Below are 20,606 nucleotides of genomic sequence, written 5' to 3' on the forward strand. Positions count from 1 at the left end.
TCGAGCCCGGCCCTCCCTGTAGATTCTCCGGCCGTGGACGTACGGCGGATCGGTGTCGTCGGTCTCGGGGCGATGGGGGCCGGGATCGCGCAGGTCGCGATCGAGGCCGGCTTCGACGTCGTCGGGAGAGAGGTCAGCGACGAGCTGGGCACGGCCGCGACCGAGCGCATCGGGCACTTCCTCACGCGCAAGGTCGAGAAGGGCCGGCTCGCGCAGGACGCGCGGGACGCCGCGCTCGGGCGGCTGCGGACGACGACCGACGTGTCGGAGCTCGTCGACTGCGACCTCGTGGTCGAGGCGATCGTCGAGGAGCTCCAGGCAAAGCGCGCGCTGTTCGTCGAGCTCGAGCGCTTCTGCCGGCGGGACACCGTCCTCGCCACGAACACGTCCGCGCTCTCCGTCACCGAGATCGCGGCCGCAACCGCCTCGCCCGAGCGGGTCGTCGGGATGCATTTCTTCAACCCCGCGCCGCTGATGCCGCTGGTCGAGGTCGTCCGCGGCGAGCTCTCCTCGGACGACGCCGTCGCGACGGCGCTCGACGTCGTCGACCGCCTGGGGAAGGTGGCCGTCCCCTGCCACGACACCCCGGGCTTCGTCGTCAACCGGGTCCTCATCCCGCTCCTCAACGACTGCGTGCGCGTCCTCGACGAGGCCCGCGTCAGCCCGGAGGCGCTCGACGCGGCGATGACGAACGGCGCCGGCTGGCCGATGGGACCGTGCACGCTCCTCGACCTCGTGGGCATCGACGTCCACGTCCATGCCTCCGAGGCGCTCTACGAGAAGCTGCGGGAGACGCGGATGGCTCCGCCGCCGCGACTGGTGGCCATGCGCAACGCCGGACTCCTCGGCCGCAAGTCCGGCCGTGGCTTCCACGGCTACTGATCCCGCTCGATCGTCTCCATCGGCACGCCGAGGCGCGCGGCGACCGTCGGGACCAGCGTGCCCTGGACGACGACGGAGAAGAGGACGACGACGAACACGATCCCGTACAGCTCGGGCGCGTAGTCCGTGCCTCCGACGACGGCGAGCGAGGCGAGCAGGATGGGAACCGCCCCCTTCAGCCCGCTCCAGACGATGAACCCGCGCTCGCCCCAGGTGAGTCGCACCGCCGCGAGGAGCGGCCCGACGACCAGCGGCCTGATCACGAAGCCGAGCAGGACCGCGAGGAGCAGGCCCCGCCACCAGAGACCCTCGTCGGCGATCAGCGTCAGGTCGACCGTCAACCCGAGCGCGACGAACGCCGCGAGCTCACCGAGATCGGAGAGAGCGGCGTTGAAGCTGCGGACGTCGGCCCGGGCTCTGAACTCGACGTCCCCCACGAGGATCCCGGCCACGAACACGGCGAGGAAGCCCGAGCCGTGGGCGACGGCGGCCGTGCCGTAGATCGCCCCCGCCGCGAGGATCACGGCGATCGGATAGAGCGACCGATCGGGAAGCACGTCGTAGCGCGACACCGCACCGAGCGCGAGCGCGCCCGCGATCCCGATCGCGAGACCGATGGTCATCTCCACCGCGAACTCGCCGACGACGGTCGAGAAGGATCCGTCGTCCTGGGTGGCGAGCTCGACCATGCCGACCATGAGGGCGATCCCGACGGGGTCGTTGAAGCCCGACTCGCCCTCGAGGATCGTGCCCGACCTGCCGCTCACCTCCTTGCCCGCGAGGACCGAGAACGTCACGGCGGGGTCGGTCGGCGCGAGAGCGGCGCCGATCAGGCCGGACACGGTCCACGACAGGTCGAGCGCGACGTGTGCGGCGACCGCGATCAGCGCCGCCGTGCCGAACGTGCCGAGCACCCCGAGCGCGACGATCGGCACGGCCGCCTCCCGGAAGCGCCGGGGGCCGATCTTCGAGCCCCCCTCGAAGAGGATCACGATCAGTGCGAGCGTCGCGACGCGCTGGACGTCCTCGAAGGAGAGCACGGTCGACAGGCGGTCGAAGAGGTCCGATGCCGCCGCGGCTGCCACGAGCAGGGCACCCGCCGTCGGGATCGCCAACCGTCCGGCGACCCCCCTCACGGCGATCGCGACGGTGAGGGCGCCCGAGACGAAGAGGACCAGCTTGCCGAACTCGAGGAGGTCGTCCACGAGCGCGATCTTGCACATCGTCCCGGCGCTCCGTTCCCGAGACCGGCCGTCACGTCGCCTCGGCGGCTTACACTTTCCTTACGCCCGTCTCACCCCCAACCCACGCACCGTGCCGATACTGCGGGCACCCATGCGGCTCGCGCTTCTCACCGTGCTCGCTCTCGCACTCGCCGTCCCGGCGGGGTGGGCCGCCGCGCGGCCGGCCGGCTCGCTCTCGATCGAGGACGGCCGCGGCACGGTCGTGCTCAGGGGCAAGGGCATCGTGATCGGCAAGCTCGAGCGGGGAGAGGTGCAGATCGTCGACCTCTCGCCGCTCGACCAGTGGAGCCCGCGCGTGAACGGAGTCCCCCGTGGCCGCACGGTGTGGACCCGTGGCAAGGAGATCAACTTCTACGTGCCGGGCGGCCGCTACCGGATCACGGTCCGCGGCGAGGGCTTCTCGATCTCCGCCCGCGGCCAGGGGAACGCGGCGATGACGGGGAAGCCCGACGTCACCGGGGTGACGGGGACGTACGCCGTCGGCGACGCCGCACCGGCGCCTCTGCCGGCGATCACCGGATCTGCCGACTTCGGCGCGCCTCCGTTCGTCGGGGCCGTGATCGGCACCAAGGCGGTGCAACCGTGAGCCAGCCCCAGACGGTGCTCGTCGTCGAGGACGAGCAGTCGATCGCGTCGTTCGTGTCGCTCTACCTGAAGAACGCCGGCTACGGGGTCAGGGCGGTCGGCACGGGTTCGGGAGCGCTCAATGCCGTGGCGGCCGAGATGCCGTCTCTGATCGTGCTCGACCTCAATCTCCCGGACATGGACGGGATCGAGATCTGCCGGCGGATCCGGAAGAGCTCGGACGTGCCGATCATCATGCTCACCGCGCGCGACGAGGACGTGGACAAGATCATCGGCCTCGAGGTCGGGGCCGACGACTACCTCACCAAGCCGTTCAACCCGCGCGAGCTCGTCGCCCGTGTCAAGAGCGTGCTCCGCCGGGCCACCTCCGACCGCCGGATCGACGAAGGCGACGAGATCCGCCACGGCGACCTGCTGATCAACTCCGGTCGTCGCGAGGTGCTCGTCGGCGACGACGAGATCCAGCTTGCCCCGAAGGAGTTCGACCTCCTCTGGGAGCTGCTCGACCACCGCGGCATCGTGCTCACGCGCGACCAGCTGCTCGAGCGTGTCTGGGGCTACACCTTCGCCGGCGATACGCGCACCGTCGACGTCCACGTGCGTCAGATCCGCCGCAAGCTCGGCGACGCCTCGCCGATCGTCACCGTGTGGGGCGTCGGCTACAAGGTCGCGTCCGAGCGCACGACCGCCCCCACGGCGTAGATCCGCCGGGACATCGACTTGGCCGCGCCACGGCTCCGGCCCCAGCCTCCGAGGCGCGACGTACGCTTCAGCCTGATGCCCGGCTCGCTGCGCCTCCGGCTGCCGGCACTGTTCCTGCTCGGGATCGTGATCGCCGGCGTCGTCTCCGCGATCATCGCGGTGCAGCTCTTCTCGGCCTACACACGCAACCAGTCCTACGAGGAGCTGGGACGGGAGGCGCGCGGCATCGCCCGTCTGTACGGGGATGCTGCGCTGCGGGCCGCCGAGGAGGGGACGCCGGCACCGGACTTCGCCCCCGAGGCGCTCGAGCTCGCGACGGGAGACCTGCTCTTCTACGTCGGCGCGCCGGTGTTCCCCGGCGAGGAGTCCGGCCTCGCGCGCTTGCCCGAGGCGTCGGTGCCACCGGAGGTCGTCGCCGCGGAGGAGCCTCGCCAGTTCGAGTTCCGGCCGCCCGGCCGCGCGCGCAGTTTCATCGCCGTCTCCCAGCCCCTTCGCCTCGAGCCCGAAGGGCCCGCGATCGGCTCGATCGTGGTGGCGAAGGCGCAGGACGTCGTCCGCGACCAGTGGGCTCCGCTCGTCGGTCGGCTCGCAGCCGCGTTCGCGATCGGCGGCCTGCTCGCCTGGCTCCTCGGGCTGTGGCTCTCGCAGCGGATCAGCGGCCCCGTGGAGGCGCTCGCACGGGCATCCGACGAGATCGCGCGCGGGAACTATGCGGTCCAGGTCCCGGTCGGGCGCGGCGGCGACGAGATCTCGCATCTCTCCGAGCGGTTCAACGAGATGGCCGCTCGGCTCGCGGCCACGGAGGAGCGGGAGCGGCAGTTCCTGATGTCGGTCTCCCACGAGCTCCGCACGCCCCTCACCGCGATCAAGGGCCACGTCGACGCGCTGCGCGACGGGCTCGTCGACGACCCCGAGCTGGTCAGTGCCTCGCTCGAGGTCGTGGCGAACGAGGCGACCCGCCTCGAACGGCTCGTGGGCGACGTGCTCGACCTCGCGAAGCTCCGTGCCCACCGGTTCACCGTGCAGACGGAGGAGGTCGACATGGGGCACCTGGTCGAGCAAGCCTTCGGCTCGTTCGGGGACGAAGCGCGAAGGCGCGAGATCGTGTACGCGCTGGAGGGGGCGGACCGGGCGCCGACGATCATCACGGACGGTGATCGCGTCCTCCAGGTGATCACGAACCTCTTGAAGAACGCGTTCCGATGGACACCCGACGGCGGCAGCATCGGAGTGGCGCTCGAGGCGTCGAACGGCGCGGTACGCGTCGACGTGACCGACTCGGGGCCGGGCATCTCCCGGCAGGACGTCCAGCGGATCTTCAGCCCGTTCGTCTCTCACGACACGCAGGGCACGGGCCTCGGCCTCCCGATCGCCCGGGAGCTCGCGGTGGCCCTGGGCGGCCGGATCGAGCTCGACACGGAGCCCGGCCGCGGCAGCCGGTTCCGGCTCGTGTTGCCGGCGCGCGTCGCGTAGGCGCGCCGGCCCGGCCGGCGATCGGGGCGCGCGCCCGGCGGCGATCGGTGTCAGACACCGATCCGTGTCAAGGGCAAGCCGTGTCGAATGTGTGCCGCTTGATCCACAGGAAGAGTGCGGCCGGAACGGGACTTCGGTTCCGCGACCGGACGTGGTGCGGCGGGCGTCGCGGTGTCACCGCGGGTCCCTTCGAGCCCTGACCGGAGCGGGCACTTGACAGGTTTCGGTGTCTGACACCGTGTCCCGCGCACGGGCCCGCCTCGCGCGCCGTAGAGTCTCGCCGTGGGCGAGCCCGCTCAGGCGACAGTCCTCGAGCTCCCCCGGTGGCGGACGCCCGCGGTCGCGGCGTTCGTGTCGCTGCGGCCGCGGCAGTGGACGAAGAACCTCCTGCTGTTCGCGGGGATCGTGTTCGCGGCGCAGCTCGGCGACGCGGGCCGCTGGGCCGCGGCGCTCGCCGCGTTCGTCGCGTACTGCGCGGCCTCGAGCGCCGCCTACCTCGTCAACGACATCCGCGACGTCGAATCGGACCGATTGCACCCGGTCAAGCGCCTCCGCCCGATCGCTCGCGGTGAGCTCGGGGTCGGGCACGCGCTCGCGCTCGCCCTCGCGCTCGCGGTGCTCGCACTCGCGCTCGCGACGGCTCTGGGCCCGGCGTCCGTCGCGTGCATGATCGGGTTCGCAGCGCTGCAGGCCGCGTACTCGCTCGGCCTCAAGGCGGTCGAGCTCGTGGACGTGCTCGCCATCGCCGGCCTCTTCGTCATTCGCGCCGCCGCGGGCGCGGTCGCGGTGGACGTCCCCATCTCCGACTGGCTCCTGCTCTGCACCTTCCTGCTGGCGCTCTTCGTCGCGCTCGGCAAGCGACGAGCGGAGCTCGGGCTGGAGGGCGTCCGGGCACGGCCCGCGCTCGCGGGCTACACGCCGGCGCTCGTGGATCAGCTGCTCGCGATCGTGGCGGCGGCCACGATCGCCGCGTACGCGGGCTACGCACTGACGGCCCACGACTCACGCTGGCTGATCGCAACCCTCCCGCTCGTCGTGCACGGGCTCTTCCGCTACCTGCTGCTGCTGCACCGACGGGGCCTCGGCGAGGAGCCCGAGGCGCTCCTCGTCGAGGACCTGCCGTTGCTTGCGACGGTCGCCGTGTGGGCGGCCGCCTGCGCCGTCATCCTCGCCTTCGACTGAGCTCTACGCGACCGCGGCGGCGTCGGTCTCGGCCGGCGCCTCCCGGCCCGCCCGCAGCGGCACCACTGCGCCCTCGAGGCCCTCCTCCAGCACCCGGAGTCGGCGGTCGACGCCGCTCCAGCCAGCCGAGACGAGGTCGACGAGGATCGCGAGATCGTCGATCCGCGCGTTCCGCTCCGCGAGCAGCTCCTGCTCGAGCCGCTCGAGCCTGCGCAGCGCCTGGTTCACCCCACCACGGATCTCCGCGAGGCTCCGGCTGACCGGGACGACCTCCCGCGCGATCCCGTCGCGCACCGCGATCCCCACCTGCCTCGGCAGCTCGCTCTCCAGCTCGTCGGCGACGTGCGCGAGGCGCATCACCTCTGCTCGTGCGCGCTCCAACGCCGCATCGAGCCGGGCCTGTGCGACGCCGTCCGTCCGTGCCTCGGCGACCCGCTGTCTTGCTCTCTCCAGCACCTGTTCGTCCATTTGCCAAGGATACTCTCGCTGGAGGATGAGGTCCTCCGAGCTCGACTACGACCTCCCGACCGAGCTGATCGCCCAGCATCCGGCGCACCGGCGGGACGCCTCGCGCCTCCTCGTCTGCGACCGGGCGACGGGGGCGATCCGGCACCGGACGTTCTCCGAGCTGCCCGGTGAGCTCGACCGCCACCTCGTCGTCGTCAACGACACGCGCGTCGTGCCCGCGCGGCTGCACCTGCGCCGGCAGACGGGCGGGGAGGTGGAGGTGCTCCTCGTCGAGCCGCTCGGTGAGGGGTCCTGGGAGGCGCTCGCCCGTCCGTCCCGGAGGCTGAGGCAGGGGGAGAGCCTGCAAGCGAGCGACCGGGGGTCACAGGGCTCCCCCGTCGAGCTCGTGGAGGAGCTGGGAGAGGGTAGGTGGCGCATCCGGCTCGAGGGAGAGCCGTCGGGCGAGCTCCCGCTCCCTCCGTACATCCGCGAGCAGCCGGACGACCCCGAGCGGTACCAGACCGTGTACGCCCACGACGCGGGCTCGGCGGCGGCGCCGACGGCCGGCCTCCACTTCACGCCGGAGCTCCTCGCTCGGCTCGACCACGAGCGCGTCACGCTGCACGTCGGGCTGGACACGTTCCGGCCGGTCACGACGAGGACTGTCGAGGAGCACGAGATCCACGGCGAGCGCTACCGCGTGAACCCCTCCGCCTGGGCGCGCATCCACGCCGCGGAGCGCGTCCTCGCGGTGGGGACGACGACGACGCGGGTGCTCGAGACCATCGCGCGGGGACGACCGCTGGAGGGCCGCTCCGAGCTGTTCATCACACCGGGGTTCGAGTTCCTGCGCGTCGACTCCCTGCTCACGAACTTCCACCTTCCCGGCACGACCTTGCTGGCGCTCGTGATGGCGTTCGCCGGAGTCGAGCTGACGCGCGAGCTCTACGCGCTCGCGATCCACGAGCGGTACCGGTTCTACTCCTTCGGCGACGCGATGCTCGTGCTCTAGATGGCTAGGCTCGCGCGGGTGGGCTGCTTCACGCTCGAGGCGACGGACGGGGCAGCCCGCGCCGGGGTGATCCACACAGCCCACGGAGCGATCCGCACGCCCGCCTTCATGCCGGTGGGGACGAAGGGCACGGTCAAGACGTTGCTGCCGGACGAGGTCAGGTCGGTCGGAGCCGACGTGATCCTCGGCAACACCTACCACCTCCATCTTCGCCCGGGCGAGGACGTGATCGAGGAGGTGGGCGGGCTCCACGCGTTCACCGGATGGGGCGGCCCGATCCTGACCGACTCCGGCGGCTTTCAGGTCTTCTCGCTCAGGGACACCCTCGCCCGCGTGGACGACGAGGGCGTCACGTTCCGGTCCGTCTACGACGGGAGCACCGAGAGACTCACCCCGGAGAGCGTCGCCGAGATCCAGCGGCGCCTCGGCTCGGACATAGCGATGTGCCTCGACATCTGCCCGCCCGCGAACGTCTCCGTCCGCGAGCACGAGGAGGCGGTCCGGCGCACCCAGCTCTGGGCCGAGCGCCAGGTGGATGCCCCGCGGGCGCCGGGACAGCTCAGATTCGGGATCGCCCAGGGCGGGACCCACACGGAGCTGCGGACACGCTCGATCGAGGGAATCGTCGGGCTCCCGTTCGAGGGCTTCGCGCTCGGAGGGCTCGCGGTGGGGGAGAGCCGTAGCCGGATGCTCGAGACCGTGGCCTGGGCCGCTCCCGCGCTGCCGGTCGACCGGCCCCGGTACTTCATGGGTCTCGGCGACGCGGAGGGGATCCTGGAGGTGATCGCACGCGGCGTCGACATGTTCGACTGCGTGCTGCCGACGCGAACCGCGCGCACGGGCTCGGCCCTGACCGCGCTCGGCCGTCTCAACCTGCGGAACGCCCGCTTTGCGCGCGATCCGCGCCCGCTCGAGCCCGGGTGCGCCTGCACGGCATGCGGGTTCTCGAGAGCCTTCGTCCGCCACCTCGTGAATCAGCAAGAGCTCCTCGGCCTGCGCCTCCTCACCCTGCATAATCTGTGGTTCACACTGCGACTGACCGCCGGCGCGCGGGACGCGATCATCGGCGGCACGTTCGAGGCGTACCGCGCGGACGCGCTCGCCGCCCTCGCCGCCGGCCCGGAGGAGGAAATTTGGCCACCCTGATCCTGCTCGCCGCGATGTTCGTCCTGCTGTGGGTGCTCCTGATCCGGCCCCAGCGCCAGCGCCAGCTGAAGCAGCAGCAGTTGCTCACCTCGATCGAGCCCGGGGACGAGGTGTTGACCGTCGGCGGGCTCTACGGGATCGTCCGGGACGTCGACGAGGAGGACGACCTGATCGTAGAGATCGCCGACGGGATCCAGGTGCGGATCGCGCGGCGCGCCGTCGGGGGCGTCGTGAAGCCCGAGGAGGAGGACGAGGAGGCCGACGAGCTGGGCGAATCCTCCGAGGAGGCCGAGGTTCGTGAAGATGGTGTTGTCGACTCCGAGGATTCCGTGAGCACGGAGGGCGCGGAGCACCCCGCTGCGCTCGACCGCCGCTAACCTGAACGGCCGCACATGACCCGCCGGGCAGCAGCACTCGTCATCGCGTTCGTCGTCGCGGCCCTGGTCGGGATCGCGCTGCTCACGGTGCCCGGCTCACCCCTCGAGAAGCGCCCGACGCTCGGCCTCGACCTCCAGGGCGGGCTCGAGGTCACGCTGCAGGCGGTTCCGCCGCGCGACGGCGAGCTGACGCAGGCGGACCTCGACCGCTCGGTGTCGATCATGCGCAACCGCGTCGACAAGCTCGGCGTCGCCGAGCCCGAGATCCGAACGGAGGGCGACGATCGGATCTCGATCCAGCTCCCCGGGGTGCGGGACCCCGCCGCTGCGGCTGAGATCATCGGCAAGACCGCGCAGCTGGAGCTGTTCGACCTCCAGGCGAACCTCGTCTCGCCGTCGATCGACGCGCGCACGAGGCAGCCGATCGCCACGCCGAAGCTCTACGACCTCCTCGCCGGCCAGCAGGCCCTCGCCGCGCGCGGCGACCCCGAGAGCTACTAAGTCTTCCGGACGAAGGGCAAGAAGCTCGTCCGCGGCCCGGTTGCATCCGAGCGCGCGGCGCTCGCGAAATGGGGCGGCAAGCTCCCTGCGGGGCACAAGCTGTTCGCCGTCCCGCCCGAGACCGTCGTCGTGGTGTGCGGCGTCGGGGAGGAGGTGTGCCCGGGTGTCGGCGAGGAGGAGCCCTCGAGGAACTACTGGTACCTCTTCCGCTTCACGCCGCCGGACGTGCCGGAGATGACGGGCGAGGACCTGAAGCTCTCTGGGACACGCCAGGACTTCGACACGCGTACGGGCGAGCCGATCGTCCTGATGGAGTTCACCGGCGAGGGTGCCGACACCTTCGAGGAGATCACGAGGAACGGCGCCCAGCGGGGGAAGCTCCTCTACAACACGGTCGGCGGCGGTCAGGGTGATCCGGGCCCGTTCTTCCAGAACTTCGCGATCGTGCTCGACCGCGAGATCAAGTCGTGGCCGTCGGTCGACTTCGAGGAATACCCGGGCGGGATCACCGGGTCGAACGGCGCGCAGATCTCGGGCCTCGGCGACATCGGCGAGGCGAAGGACCTCGCGCTCGTCCTCCAGACGGGCGCGCTCCCCGTGGAGTTCCGCACGCTCGAGCAGACGGCGATCTCGGCCACGCTCGGGAAGGACTCGCTCGAGGAGGCGAAGGTCGCGCTCGCCGCGGGCCTGATCCTCGTCTGCATCTTCCTGCTCCTCTTCTACCGCTTCCTCGGCGTCGTGGCCGTGATCGGGCTCGGTGTCTACGGCGCGTTCCTCTACGCGGCGATCCTGCTCTTCAACGTCACGCTCACGCTGCCGGGCGTCGCCGGTCTGGTGCTCACACTGGGGGTGGCCGCCGACGCGAACGTGGTCATCTTCGAACGCGTGAAAGAGGAGGCGCGTGGCGGCCGATCGGTCCGCGCCGCGATCTCCCAGGGGTACACGAAGGGCTTTTCGACGATCGTCGACGCGAACGTCGTCACCGCGATCACGGCGATGATCCTCTTCGTGCTCGCGACGTCGGGCGTGCGCGGGTTCGCGCTGCTCCTGCTGCTCGGTACCGGGATCTCGATCGTCACGGCCGTCTTCGTCACCCGTGCGCTCCTCGCCCTGCTCGCCGGCTTCGACTGGTTCGACAACCCCAGGTTCATGGGAGCCAAGCAGCGGGAGATCCCGCGCTGGCAGCGCCTCGACATCGTCGGTCTCCGGCGGGTCTGGTTCGCGATCGCCGGGGTGCTGATCGTGCTCTCGCTCGGCACGCTCGTGTTCAAGGGGCTCAACCTGGGCATCGACTTCAAGGGTGGCACCGCGATCACCTTCTCCACGCCCACTCCGACGTCGCTCGAGACCGTCCGCGAGCAGGCAGCGAAGGTCGGTCAGGCGAACGCGGTGATCCAGGGCCGAGGGGACTCGACGAATGGCCGGTACGAGAACTTCGCGATCCGGACGGAGTCGCTGCCGATCAACGAGGTGCAGCAGCTGCAGTCGTCGCTCGTGAGCTCGGTCGAGGCCGACCGGTTCGGTGTCCGCAACGTCTCGGCGAGCTTCAGCCGGGAGATCCTGGTCAGCGCGATCATCGCGATCATCCTCTCGTTCCTGCTGATCTCGCTGTACGTCGCAGCGCGGTTCGAGTGGCGATTCTCCGTTCCGATCCTGCGCACGATCCTGAACGACGGGCTGATCGCGATCGGCGTCTACTCGCTCACCGGCCGGGAGGTCACCGCAGCGACCGTGGCCGCGTTCCTGACGATCATCGGCTACTCGATCTACGACACGATGATCATCTTCGACCGCGTTCGCGAGAACATGCCGCTGATGAAGCGCTCGACGTTCGCGCACATCACGAACGTCTCGCTGTGGGAGACGATTCCCCGCTCGCTCGTGACGACGTTCCTGACGCTCGTCCCCGTGGCCGCGTTGTTCTTCTTCGGGGGCGACACGCTCAAGGACTTCGCCTTCGCGATCCTGATCGGGATCGGCGTGAGCGCCTTCTCGACGATCTTCATCGCCGCCCCGTTCCTCGTCGTGCTCAAGGAGCAGCAGCCGGAGTTCAAGCGCCGCAAGGAGCTCGGCCTCGCAGGCGTCGAGGAAGCCTCGGTCGGAGGGTTCAAGACCGCTCCGGTCTCGGCTCCCGAGCCGGCCGCCGCTCCCGCAGCCCCGATCGCGGCGCCGCCCGCGCCGACGCGGGCCGCTGCCCCAGCCGGCGACGGCTCCGCGACCGCGACGTCCGCAGGCCGCGAACGCCGGCGGCAGCGCCGCAGCGGACGGCCCCACGGCCGCCCCCGCTGAGCATCGCCGCGCGGCGGCCCTAGAATGGCCGGGATGAGCGAGCCCGCGGACGACGATCGCTCGGTCTCCGAGCTTCTCCTCGCCGGCATCGGGTGGGCCAGCCTCGGGCTCGAGGCTGCAGACGAGATGGCGGACGATCTCGCGCGCCGTGTCGGGGTCGACGTAGAGTCGATGCGGGCCGCCGTGCAGGACACGGCCGCCTCGTGGCGAGCGGAGTTCGAGCGTCTGGGCGCACGACGGGACGAGGCGGTGGAGCGTGCCCTCGCGCGCGCGGGTCTCGCGCGGCGGGAGGAAGTCGAGGATCTCGCACTCCGCGTCGCGCAGCTCGAGCACCGGCTCCGGTTGCTCGAGCGCGACCGCGCCGCCTAGCCGTGCGACACTGACCCAGATGGACGACAGGCCGCAGCGCAGCCTCGGCCGCGCGACCGAGATCGGCCGTGTCGCCACCCGCCACGGCTTCGGGTACCTCCTCGACCGGCGCCGCGCGGCCGACGGCGAGCCCGACGGCGATCGGGGAAGGCGCCTCCGCGAGATGTTCGACGAGCTGGGGCCGACGTTCGTCAAGTTCGGCCAGCTGCTCTCGACGCGACCCGACGTCGTGCCGCCGGACATCATCACCGAGCTTCGCAAGCTCCAGGACGAAGTCTCGCCGTTCCCGATGGACGACGTCGAGCGGGTCGTCCAGGCAGAGCTGGGCCTCTCGATCGAGCAGGCGTTCCTCCACTTCGAGGAGCAGCCGATCGCGGCCGCCTCGATCGGCCAGGTGCACCGAGCGACGCTGCCGAACGACGCCGAGGTCGTCGTCAAGGTCCAGCGGCCGTCCGCGCCGCGCCAGATCGAGTCGGACCTGAGGCTGATGGCCTCTGCGGCGCGCGTCGCGCGCGAGCGCGTGCGGCAGCTCGACTTCATCGACGCGAACGAGCTCGTCGAGGAGTTCGGACGCTCCATCCGCCTGGAGCTCGACTACCAGCAGGAGGCCCGCAACGCGGAGACCTTCCGGCGGAACTTCGGCGGGGACGAGCGGATCGCCGTGCCGCGCGTGTGGTGGCGGTACACGACCGGTCGGCTCCTCACCCTCGACCGCCTCGAAGGCATGCACATCCGCGATCTCGACCTCGACTCGTGGACGGCCGAGGACCGGCGGGCGCTGGCCACCACGATGACGGACGCGTGGATGACGATGATCTTCCGCCACGCCTTCTTCCACGGCGACCCGCATCCGTCGAACATCCTCCATCTCGAGGACGGGCGGCTGGGACTCGTCGACTTCGGGCTCGCAGGGCGGTTGACCGAGACGGACATGGTGCGCCTCACGCGCCTCTTCGTCGACGCCGCGACGGAGAACGTCGCCGCGCTGCCGCGCCGTCTCTCAGATCTCGGAGTGCGGTACCCGCGCGAGCGGGAGGAGGAGCTCCGCTCGCGCCTCGAGGAGCTCTACTACCGCTACTACGGGTCGAGGCTGTCGGACATCGACCCGATCGAGGCGATCCGCGAGGGGCTCTCCCTGATCTACGCGATGAACCTGCGCCTGCCGACCCGGTTCGTGATCCTCGACAAGGCGATCGCGACACTCGGCTCCGTGGCCGCCGAGGTGTACCCGGAGTTCAACGTGTTCGAGGTCGCGCGCCCCTACGCGCGGCAGCTGATCTCCGAGCGCTTCTCGCCGCGGCGCCTCGCGCTCCGGACGAGCCACGAGGCACGCGACATCGCGGAGATCGCGCTCGAGGTCCCGCGCCAGCTGCACGACATCCTCAACGAGCTGCGCGACGGCGAGATGCTCGTGAAGATCTCGAATCCCGGCATCGACGACCTGGCTCATCACATGGACGTGTCGGTGAACCGGATCGCTGTGGCGCTGGTGATCCTCGGCGGGCTCGTCGGCTCCTCGCTGATCGGCGTGCTCGCCGAATCGGGTCCCCACCTTCTCGGGCTGCACCTGCTCTCCGTGGCCGGGTTCCTGCTCTCGGGCGTGTTCGGCGTGTGGCTGCTCTGGGGCGTTCTCCGCAGCGGCCGCCTCTGACGCCCCTCTGACGCGACCGGACGGCGCCGGCGCCCGGGCGGCGGGGCCGCCCTCCGCCGGGCGCCCGACGTCGCTGAGCGCACCGTGCCTTCCGGGTCTGTGCTGTCGCACTATCCCCTCCGGCCCGCACGCTCAGCGGCGCCCCGGGTCCTCTCGTGCCTCGCCCGCCGGGCGTCGCGGACGCACGCGGGAGAGCAGGAGCGATCGCGGCGAAGGCGCCGACCCGTCAGGGGATCGGGAGCGATTCGACCGCGCCACTGACCGTCAGTCCGGGCTCCGGGCCGCCGGCGATCGCCCAGACGCGGCCGTTCAGCGCGACCACCCCGAGCCCGTGGCGTGGGGTGGGGAGGTCCGGGAGTCGGGCCCAGCGGGCCGCTCGCCGCGGGAGCGCCCACACAGTCCGGTTCGTGCCGCCGGGCGACTCGCCGCCGACCGAGACGATCCGGCCGGCGATTGCCGTCGCTCCGGTCCCGCCACGCGCGTCGGGGAGGTCCGGCAGGCGCGTCCAGCGACCTGCGCGCGGGTCGTAGGCCTCGACGGTGCGGAGATTCGTGTCGTAGCCGGCCAGGCGGCCGCCGATCGCGTGGACACGGCCGCCTACCGCCGCCGCGGCCAGGTGCTCGCGCGGTCGGGGTCCGCGAACGACGCGCCAGCGAAGCGTCCTCAGGTCGAGCGTCAGCGCGCGCGACGCCAGGCCGCTGCGCGTGCGGCCGCCGACGACCCACACGCGCCCGTTCGAGGTCGCTGCGGCGGCAGCCGCGGCGCGCTCCTCGGGCGGCGGCGGGAGCTCGCGCCACCGGCGGCCGTCGAAGAGAAACGCCGCTCGGAGCGGCTGCCGGTCGGCACCGTAGCCGCCGACCACGACCAACCGTCCGCGCCACGAGGCCGCCGCCGCATGATCGACCGACACGGGAAGGTCGGGTAGGCGCGCCCAGCTGTCTTCGTCGGGGTCGTATGCGTCCACCCGGCGCGAGTTGCCGCCGCTGGAGAGGAATCCTCCGACGACCACGATGCGCCCGCCGAGCGGCGCCGCGGCCACCTCGGTCCGCGGCTCCGGAAGGGGAGACCCGGCAACCCACGCTGCGGCGGCGACGGCCGCCAGGGTCGACGCCGTGCCGACGAGCACCCGCCGGCTAACCGAGCCAGGCCACGAGCAGGATCACGACGGCAGCGGCGGCCGCCACGGTGACGGCGACGACGTTCGCCACGAGGAGCCGTGTCAACGTCGTGGGTGACACGGAGGAGTGCCGCGTCCCGGACTCGCCGTCGCCCGCAGGGCGACCCACCGACTCGCTGAGGCGCGCGATGATGTAGCCGTTCAGGCTGGTCCCCTCTCGCTCCGCCGCCTGCGCGAGCTCGCCGTGCAGGTCCGGAGGCATGCGAAGCAGCAGGCGTCCGCTCGGCGACGGCGTCTTCGTGCGGCTCGCCTCGTCGACTTCGGAGGCGGATGGTTGCGCGCTCACCCAACGGCGAGTGTACGGCCTGCGGGCGGTGCGCACAACGCCGCGGCCCATCTCAACCGACCTCGATGCGCTCGCGCATCTTCGTCAGGGAGGAGGCCAGCACGCGTGAGACCTGCACCTGGGAGAGCCCGACCTCGGCGGCGATGCTCTGTTGGCTCAGATCTCGATAGAAGCGCAGTGCGACGATTCGGCGCTCGCGGGGACTCAGGGCACGGAGCCCCGCACTGACGAGCTGGCGGTCCTCGCTCCGCTCGAGCTCCGAGTCCGATGCGGTCTCGAGTGACTGCTCGTCCAGGCTCGTTGCGACCGGCGACGTAGCGGGCGCCGACCTGCCCGCCACGCGCACCGGCCAGCGACGGTCGTGGACATGGCGGCGCAGCTCACCCACGATGGTCGGGACGGCGTAGGCGCCGAGGTCGCTGCCTCGATCCTCCCGGTAACCGTCGACGGCCTTGATCAGGCCAATCGTCCCGACCTGCACGAGATCGTCGATCGACTCGGACGGGCGTGCGAACCGCCGCGCGAGCGAGCGGACGAGCGGAAGATTCTGCTCGATCACGCGCGCACGGGCGCTCCGATCTCCCCGACGGTGATATGCCGAAAGGAGCGCGGCCGTCGAGCCCCGTCTCCTGCCCTCGTTCGTCATCCCCCGGATCACCACCCTGATCGATGATCACATCCGGACCCAACATACAACGTCGGCGTGGGCATGTCTAGAGAATTTCGGCGAACTGATGAATAGAAATATGGAAATCAATGCATAGATGAAAAAGGATGACGTCTATCGACAGCGCGCGCGTGGCGACCTGTGTGGTCGCCGCTGCGCTCGTAGGGGGCGCGGCTTCGGTCTTCCCCTCTCCCGGCCGGGCCGACGACGGCTCGGTCGCGGCCGCCTCCTCCGCGCTCGACGCCGCCACATCCACCCCGGCGCTCGACGCGACGGGCGTCGCGGCTGCCGAGATGCCCGCCGGGCTCCCGGAGGAGGTCGCCGAGGCCCTCGACGCAGTGGCTCTCGACGAAGAGGCTCCGGCGGACGACTCGACGACCCAGGTGCCGCCACCGGAGGTGGCAGAGCCCGAGGCAGCGGGCAGCTCGGCGCCCCTGCCGGACGCCGCCGAGGAGCCTGAGGAGGCGGAAACGCCCGATACCACGCCGGTTGTGGCCGATACCACCTCCGATACTGCGTCGCCCGGCCCGACGGCCTCCACGGCTCCGCCGGCGGTCTCGGTTCAGACCTCCCCGACCAACGTGAATGTAAGCGTCCGGGTCGGGAGCCCAGGGGACAACGGCCCCGTCACGCAGCTGAATGTGGCGGCAGCCGTCTCGACCGCGGCGGCCCCGTCGGCGATGTTGTCCACTGCTCCCGCCACCGCTCCGACGACCAACGCGACCTCTTCGCCAAAGGCGGGGCAGAGCGTCGAGGGCGGCCAGGAAGCGGGGGCAGTATCGCCCTCCGCTGTCAGCCCAGTATCGCAGGCCACCGACGACACGGATCTGTGGAACTGGGAATGGGATTGCGTCTCTGCGCCATCGTTCTCTGGAATATCATCGAGTGGATCCGGCGGTGGATTCATGCCGAGAAACTGGACATGGATCTGGAACTGCGGCGAGAATCCAGGTCAGTATCAGGGAGCAACTACCGGTCAGTATCAACCCGTCAACGTGAATGTCTCCATTCGCGTCGGAAGCTCCGGGAACGACGGGCCCGTGAGCCAGTCCAACGTTGCGGTCGCGGTCAGCGCCGGCCTAGGGGGAGCCCGCAGCACGACCTCCGGAAACGCCGCTTCGCCGGGATCGGCCCCTGCCCCCGGCTTTCCCGTCGGCTTCCCGGGCGCCTCGGCCCTTCCCGGGTTCGTGTCCCTCCCAGCCGTCCTCTCACCGGTTGTGTCCGTACCGTCCATGGCCGAGGCAGGCGGCCTCTCCGGGCTCGTCGCCGAGCCCGCACTCCCCTGGATGGAGGGCTTCGTCGAGCTGCCGACGGCGTCCCCGATCCTCGGTCGCCAGCTGCCCGCCCCGCTCGCCCCCGCTTCCGGGTTCGCACCGCGCCTCGGCGTCGCGCCCCGTATCGCGTGGCAGCAGCCTGAGCTCAGCCGCCCGGCACTCGGCAGGCATGGGCTCGACGCGCCGGTGCTCCGCCCCGCCCCCTCCGGCGCGGGTTCCGAGGCGCGGGAGGTGACGCCCGCAGCGAAGCGCGCGAAGACGGCTCCCCGCTGGCGCACCAAGGGACCCGCGTCACCCGCGCCCGAGACCGCACCGTCCGGCACGAGCGCCGCGCCCTCGTCGGGCGGCGGCTCTTCGAGCGGTGGGCTCCCCATCTTCCTTGCTCTGCCGTTCCTGGCCGCGCTGCTCGATCTGGCCAGGCGTGTCGCGATCGACCGGATCGCCACGCCCTCAGGGCATCGCAGCCGCATACCCGATACGCCTGGGTAGCGCTCCTCCCGTCTCGACGATGCCGTGGAGCGCCGGCTCCGCGGGACCTGTTTACGGAAGGAGCAACGATCGATGAAACGCATTGCCACACTCCTCGGGGCGCTCATGCTCGCGCTGTCGTTCGGCGTCGCGCAGGCCGCTGCCGAGGAGGATCCGGGAGGCGCTGAGCAGACCGCCGGCCAGTCCGCAGACAGCGGGCAGGACGCCGACGGGAACGGCAGCGCCTACCAGTCGGGGCCGACGAACAACGCGCAGTCGATTCGCGTTCTCAGCCCCGGCAGCAACGGCTCGGTCTCGCAGTCGAACACCACGACTGCGGCGGCCATTGCCGCAAACGCAAACAAGACGGACCAGGACATCGACCAGTCACAGGCTGGCTCGGGTCACGGCTCCGGGTACTCGCAGGTCGCCGGCCAGGAGGCCGAGAACGACCAGGATGCTGACGCCGACGCGAAAGCGGTGCAGATCGCACCGAGCAACACGGCGCAGTCGATCCGCGTTCTCAGCCCTGGCGACAACGGCAATCTGAGCCAGTCGAACGCGGCGACCGCCGGCGCGGCCGCCCTGAACGACAACAAGACCGACCAGGACACCGACCAGTCACAGGCTGGCTCGGGTCACGGCTCCGACTACTCGCAGGTCGCAGGTCAGGAGGCCGAGAACGACCAGGACGCCGACGCAGACGCGAAGGCCGTCCAGGTCAAGCCGAGCAACACGGCCTCCTCGATCCGTGTCCTGAGCCCGGGCGACGACGGTGACGTCGAGCAGACGAACAGCTCCACCGCTCTGGCGGCGGCGCTGAACGCCAACAAGACGGACCAGGACATCGACCAGGATCAGGGCGGCGAGAAGAAGGCGCCGTACGAGAGCGAGAAGTCCGACGGCAAGATGTCGGACGGCGGTTCGAGCTACTCCCAGGTCGCGGGCCAGGAGGCCAAGAGTGACCAGGACGCCGACGCAGACGCGAAGGCCGTCCAGGTCAAGCCGAGCAACACGGCCTCCTCGATCCGTGTCCTGAGCCCTGGTGACGACGGTGACGTCGAGCAGACGAACGCAGCGACCGCAGTCGGGATCGCGGCGAACGTCAACAAGACGGATCAGTCGATCGACCAGGATCAGCCGGGCGGGATGTCCGGTGGGAAGTCCGACGGCAAGAAGTCGGACGGCGGCTCGAGCTACTCGCAGGTCGCGGGCCAGGAGGCCAAGAACGATCAGGACGCCGACGCAGACGCGAAGGCCGTCCAGGTCAAGCCGAGCAACACGGCTTCCTCGATCCGCGTTCTCAGCCCGGGCGACGGCGGAGACGTCGACCAGTCCAACAGCACCACCGCGGTCGCGGCGGCGCTGAACCTCAACAAGACCGATCAGTCGATCGATCAGGACCAAAGCGGCGCCAAGCAGGCGCCGTACCACGAGCAGGAGAAGTCGGACGGCAAGAAGTCGGACGGCGGCTCCAGCTACTCGCAGGTCGCGGGCCAGGAGGCCAAGAACGATCAGGACGCCGACGCAGACGCGAAGGCCGTCCAGGTCAAGCCGAGCAACACGGCCTCCTCGATCCGTGTCCTGAGCCCTGGTGACGACGGTGACGTCGAGCAGACGAACGCAGCGACCTCGATCGGGATCGCTGCCAACGTCAACAAGACCGATCAGTCGATCGATCAGGACCAGTCGGGCCATGGCCAGGGCTCCGACTACTCGCAGGTTGCAGGCCAGGAGGCCAAGAACGATCAGGACGCCGACGCCGACGCGAAGGCCGTCCAGATCAAGCCGAGCAACACGGCCTCCTCGATCCGCGTTCTCAGCCCGGGCGACGGCGGAGACGTCGAGCAGACGAACAGCACCACCGCTCTGGCGGCGGCGCTGAACGCCAACAAGACGGATCAGTCGATCGACCAGGACCAGGGCGGCGCGAAGATGAAGGCGCCGTACGAGAGCGAGAAGTCCGACGGCAAGAAGTCGGACGACGGCTCGAGCTACACGCAGGTCGCGGGCCAATCGGCCAAGAACGATCAGGACGCCGATGCGGATGCAACGGCGATCCAGATCAAGCCGAGCAACACGGCCTCCTCGATCCGCGTTCTCAGCAAGGGCGACGACGGTGACGTCGAGCAGACGAACGCAGCGACCGCAGTCGGGATCGCGGCGAACGCCAACAAGACCGATCAGTCGATCGACCAGGACCAGGGCGGTGCGAAGAAGTCGCCGTACCGCGAGGACGAGAAGTCCGACGGCAAGAAGTCGGGCGGTAGCTCGGACTACCTCCAGGTCGCAGGACAGGAGGCGGACAGCCACCAGGATGCGGACGCCGACGCGTTCGCCCTCCAGCTGAAGCCGTCGAACACGAACAAGTCCACCCGAGTGCTCAGCCGTGGGGACGACGGTGACGTCACGCAGACGAACAGCACCACCGCGATCGCGGCGGCGCTGAACCTCAACAAGACCGATCAGTCGATCGACCAGGACCAGACCGGTGGAGGCCACGGCGGCTCCTACCTCCAAGTCGCCGGTCAGGGTGCCTGGAACCGGCAGGACGCCGACGCGGACGCCGCGGCGATCCAGCTCGGCGCATCGAACGAGCACAAGCCCGTCCGGGTGAAGAGCAAGGGCGGCGGTGGCTCGGTCGAGCAGTCCAACGAGGTCACGGGTCTCGCCCTGGCCTTGAACCTGAACAAGACCCACCAGGCGCTCGAGCAGGAGCAGTCGGGCAAGAGCCCGGAGTACCTGCAGGTCGCCGGGCAGGGCTCGTGGAGCGACCAGCGCGGAGGCGCATGGCTCCGCGCAATCCAAGGAGGGAAGAACAGGAAGAAGCACTGATGGACAGGGAGGAGCGGCCGCCGGGAGATTCCCGGCGGC

General features: G+C 70.6%; 19 protein-coding genes. 14 read left to right on the forward strand and 5 right to left on the reverse strand.

Annotated elements, in window-relative coordinates; all coding sequences use genetic code 11:
• The first annotated feature begins 33 nt into the window (after nucleotides 1-33).
• The gene (locus VFO26_RS04910) at nucleotides 34-882 is read left to right on the forward strand and encodes a 3-hydroxyacyl-CoA dehydrogenase family protein (protein WP_325113776.1); all 849 of its coding nucleotides are present in this window, start codon (nucleotides 34-36) and stop codon (nucleotides 880-882) included.
• Here the strand turns inward: VFO26_RS04910 and VFO26_RS04915 are convergent.
• Nucleotides 876-2,105 (reverse strand): cation:proton antiporter, encoded by a 1,230-nt coding sequence (locus VFO26_RS04915; RefSeq protein ID WP_325113777.1) that lies wholly within the window; start codon nucleotides 2,103-2,105, stop codon nucleotides 876-878. The genes VFO26_RS04910 and VFO26_RS04915 overlap by 7 nt on opposite strands.
• A gap of 112 nt (nucleotides 2,106-2,217) precedes the next feature.
• Between VFO26_RS04915 and VFO26_RS04920 the strand changes: the two genes are divergently transcribed.
• From VFO26_RS04920 to VFO26_RS04935, 4 genes are all read left to right on the forward strand, one after another.
• Nucleotides 2,218-2,712 (forward strand): hypothetical protein, encoded by a 495-nt coding sequence (locus VFO26_RS04920; protein WP_325113778.1) that lies wholly within the window; start codon nucleotides 2,218-2,220, stop codon nucleotides 2,710-2,712.
• On the forward strand, nucleotides 2,709-3,413 hold the full coding sequence (locus VFO26_RS04925) for a response regulator transcription factor (protein ID WP_325113779.1): 705 nt from the start codon (nucleotides 2,709-2,711) through the stop codon (nucleotides 3,411-3,413). Before VFO26_RS04920 ends, VFO26_RS04925 begins: the two co-directional genes overlap by 4 nt.
• A gap of 75 nt (nucleotides 3,414-3,488) precedes the next feature.
• A complete protein-coding gene (locus VFO26_RS04930; RefSeq protein ID WP_325113780.1) occupies nucleotides 3,489-4,886 on the forward strand; it encodes a HAMP domain-containing sensor histidine kinase in 1,398 nt (465 codons plus the stop codon).
• 282 nt (nucleotides 4,887-5,168) lie between these two features.
• Entirely contained in the window at nucleotides 5,169-6,068 is a 900-nt protein-coding gene (locus VFO26_RS04935; RefSeq protein ID WP_325113781.1) for a UbiA family prenyltransferase, read from the forward strand.
• 3 nt (nucleotides 6,069-6,071) lie between these two features.
• Here VFO26_RS04935 and VFO26_RS04940 read toward each other — a convergent pair whose 3' ends face one another.
• Entirely contained in the window at nucleotides 6,072-6,536 is a 465-nt protein-coding gene (locus tag VFO26_RS04940; RefSeq protein WP_325113782.1) for a hypothetical protein, read from the reverse strand.
• Nucleotides 6,537-6,561: 25 nt separating this feature from the next.
• On the opposite strand from VFO26_RS04940, the gene queA reads away from it, so the two are divergent.
• The 7 genes from queA (at nucleotide 6,562) to VFO26_RS04975 (ending at nucleotide 13,860) form a co-directional block, all read left to right on the forward strand.
• Complete coding sequence (queA, locus tag VFO26_RS04945; RefSeq protein ID WP_325113783.1) at nucleotides 6,562-7,527, forward strand: tRNA preQ1(34) S-adenosylmethionine ribosyltransferase-isomerase QueA; 966 nt, start codon at nucleotides 6,562-6,564, stop codon at nucleotides 7,525-7,527.
• Nucleotides 7,528-8,673 (forward strand): tRNA guanosine(34) transglycosylase Tgt, encoded by a 1,146-nt coding sequence (gene tgt / locus VFO26_RS04950; protein WP_325113784.1) that lies wholly within the window; start codon nucleotides 7,528-7,530, stop codon nucleotides 8,671-8,673.
• Entirely contained in the window at nucleotides 8,661-9,050 is a 390-nt protein-coding gene (gene yajC / locus VFO26_RS04955) for a preprotein translocase subunit YajC (protein WP_325113785.1), read from the forward strand. Before tgt ends, yajC begins: the two co-directional genes overlap by 13 nt.
• 15 nt (nucleotides 9,051-9,065) lie before the next feature.
• Nucleotides 9,066-9,551, forward strand: a complete 486-nt coding sequence (locus VFO26_RS04960; protein ID WP_325113786.1) for a hypothetical protein — start codon at nucleotides 9,066-9,068, stop codon at nucleotides 9,549-9,551.
• Nucleotides 9,552-9,683: 132 nt separating this feature from the next.
• Complete coding sequence (secD, locus tag VFO26_RS04965; protein ID WP_325113788.1) at nucleotides 9,684-11,840, forward strand: protein translocase subunit SecD; 2,157 nt, start codon at nucleotides 9,684-9,686, stop codon at nucleotides 11,838-11,840.
• Between the two features lie 33 nt (nucleotides 11,841-11,873).
• Nucleotides 11,874-12,209, forward strand: coding sequence for a hypothetical protein (locus VFO26_RS04970; protein WP_325113789.1), 336 nt, complete (start codon nucleotides 11,874-11,876; stop codon nucleotides 12,207-12,209).
• 19 nt (nucleotides 12,210-12,228) lie between these two features.
• Nucleotides 12,229-13,860 carry an ABC1 kinase family protein gene (locus tag VFO26_RS04975; protein ID WP_325113790.1) on the forward strand — a complete coding sequence of 544 codons (1,632 nt, stop codon included), beginning with the start codon at nucleotides 12,229-12,231 and terminating at the stop codon, nucleotides 13,858-13,860.
• A gap of 226 nt (nucleotides 13,861-14,086) precedes the next feature.
• Here the strand turns inward: VFO26_RS04975 and VFO26_RS04980 are convergent, their stop codons facing one another.
• From VFO26_RS04980 to VFO26_RS04990, 3 genes are read right to left on the reverse strand one after another with little or no spacing between them, the layout of a single operon-like run.
• Nucleotides 14,087-14,986 carry a Kelch repeat-containing protein gene (locus VFO26_RS04980; RefSeq protein WP_325113791.1) on the reverse strand — a complete coding sequence of 300 codons (900 nt, stop codon included), beginning with the start codon at nucleotides 14,984-14,986 and terminating at the stop codon, nucleotides 14,087-14,089.
• A 7-nt stretch (nucleotides 14,987-14,993) separates the two neighbouring features.
• The gene (locus VFO26_RS04985) at nucleotides 14,994-15,323 is read right to left on the reverse strand and encodes a toxin-antitoxin system HicB family antitoxin (protein WP_325113793.1); all 330 of its coding nucleotides are present in this window, start codon (nucleotides 15,321-15,323) and stop codon (nucleotides 14,994-14,996) included.
• Between the two features lie 52 nt (nucleotides 15,324-15,375).
• Nucleotides 15,376-15,882: a sigma-70 family RNA polymerase sigma factor gene (locus VFO26_RS04990; protein WP_325113794.1), complete on the reverse strand. Its 507-nt coding sequence runs from the start codon at nucleotides 15,880-15,882 to the stop codon at nucleotides 15,376-15,378.
• Between the two features lie 215 nt (nucleotides 15,883-16,097).
• Here VFO26_RS04990 and VFO26_RS04995 point away from each other — a divergent pair, with 215 nt between their 5' ends.
• Together VFO26_RS04995 and VFO26_RS05000 are read left to right on the forward strand one after the other, a co-directional pair.
• Entirely contained in the window at nucleotides 16,098-17,753 is a 1,656-nt protein-coding gene (locus VFO26_RS04995) for a hypothetical protein (protein ID WP_325113795.1), read from the forward strand.
• 72 nt (nucleotides 17,754-17,825) lie between these two features.
• Complete coding sequence (locus VFO26_RS05000) at nucleotides 17,826-20,567, forward strand: hypothetical protein (RefSeq protein ID WP_325113797.1); 2,742 nt, start codon at nucleotides 17,826-17,828, stop codon at nucleotides 20,565-20,567.
• Nucleotides 20,568-20,606 lie beyond the last annotated feature (39 nt).

Origin of the sequence: Gaiella sp. (assembly GCF_035710885.1) — a bacterium.
GTDB lineage: Bacteria > Actinomycetota > Thermoleophilia > Gaiellales > Gaiellaceae > Gaiella.

Coding starts and splice junctions, on each gene's coding strand:
- VFO26_RS04915 (WP_325113777.1), bottom strand. CDS start 2,105: ATGTGCAAGATCGCGCTCGTGGACGACCTCCTCGAGTTCGGCAAGCTG.
- VFO26_RS04920 (WP_325113778.1), top strand. CDS start 2,218: ATGCGGCTCGCGCTTCTCACCGTGCTCGCTCTCGCACTCGCCGTCCCG.
- VFO26_RS04930 (WP_325113780.1), top strand. CDS start 3,489: ATGCCCGGCTCGCTGCGCCTCCGGCTGCCGGCACTGTTCCTGCTCGGG.
- VFO26_RS04940 (WP_325113782.1), bottom strand. CDS start 6,536: ATGGACGAACAGGTGCTGGAGAGAGCAAGACAGCGGGTCGCCGAGGCA.
- queA (WP_325113783.1), top strand. CDS start 6,562: ATGAGGTCCTCCGAGCTCGACTACGACCTCCCGACCGAGCTGATCGCC.
- tgt (WP_325113784.1), top strand. CDS start 7,528: ATGGCTAGGCTCGCGCGGGTGGGCTGCTTCACGCTCGAGGCGACGGAC.
- VFO26_RS04960 (WP_325113786.1), top strand. CDS start 9,066: ATGACCCGCCGGGCAGCAGCACTCGTCATCGCGTTCGTCGTCGCGGCC.
- VFO26_RS04970 (WP_325113789.1), top strand. CDS start 11,874: ATGAGCGAGCCCGCGGACGACGATCGCTCGGTCTCCGAGCTTCTCCTC.
- VFO26_RS04975 (WP_325113790.1), top strand. CDS start 12,229: ATGGACGACAGGCCGCAGCGCAGCCTCGGCCGCGCGACCGAGATCGGC.
- VFO26_RS04995 (WP_325113795.1), top strand. CDS start 16,098: ATGACGTCTATCGACAGCGCGCGCGTGGCGACCTGTGTGGTCGCCGCT.
- VFO26_RS05000 (WP_325113797.1), top strand. CDS start 17,826: ATGAAACGCATTGCCACACTCCTCGGGGCGCTCATGCTCGCGCTGTCG.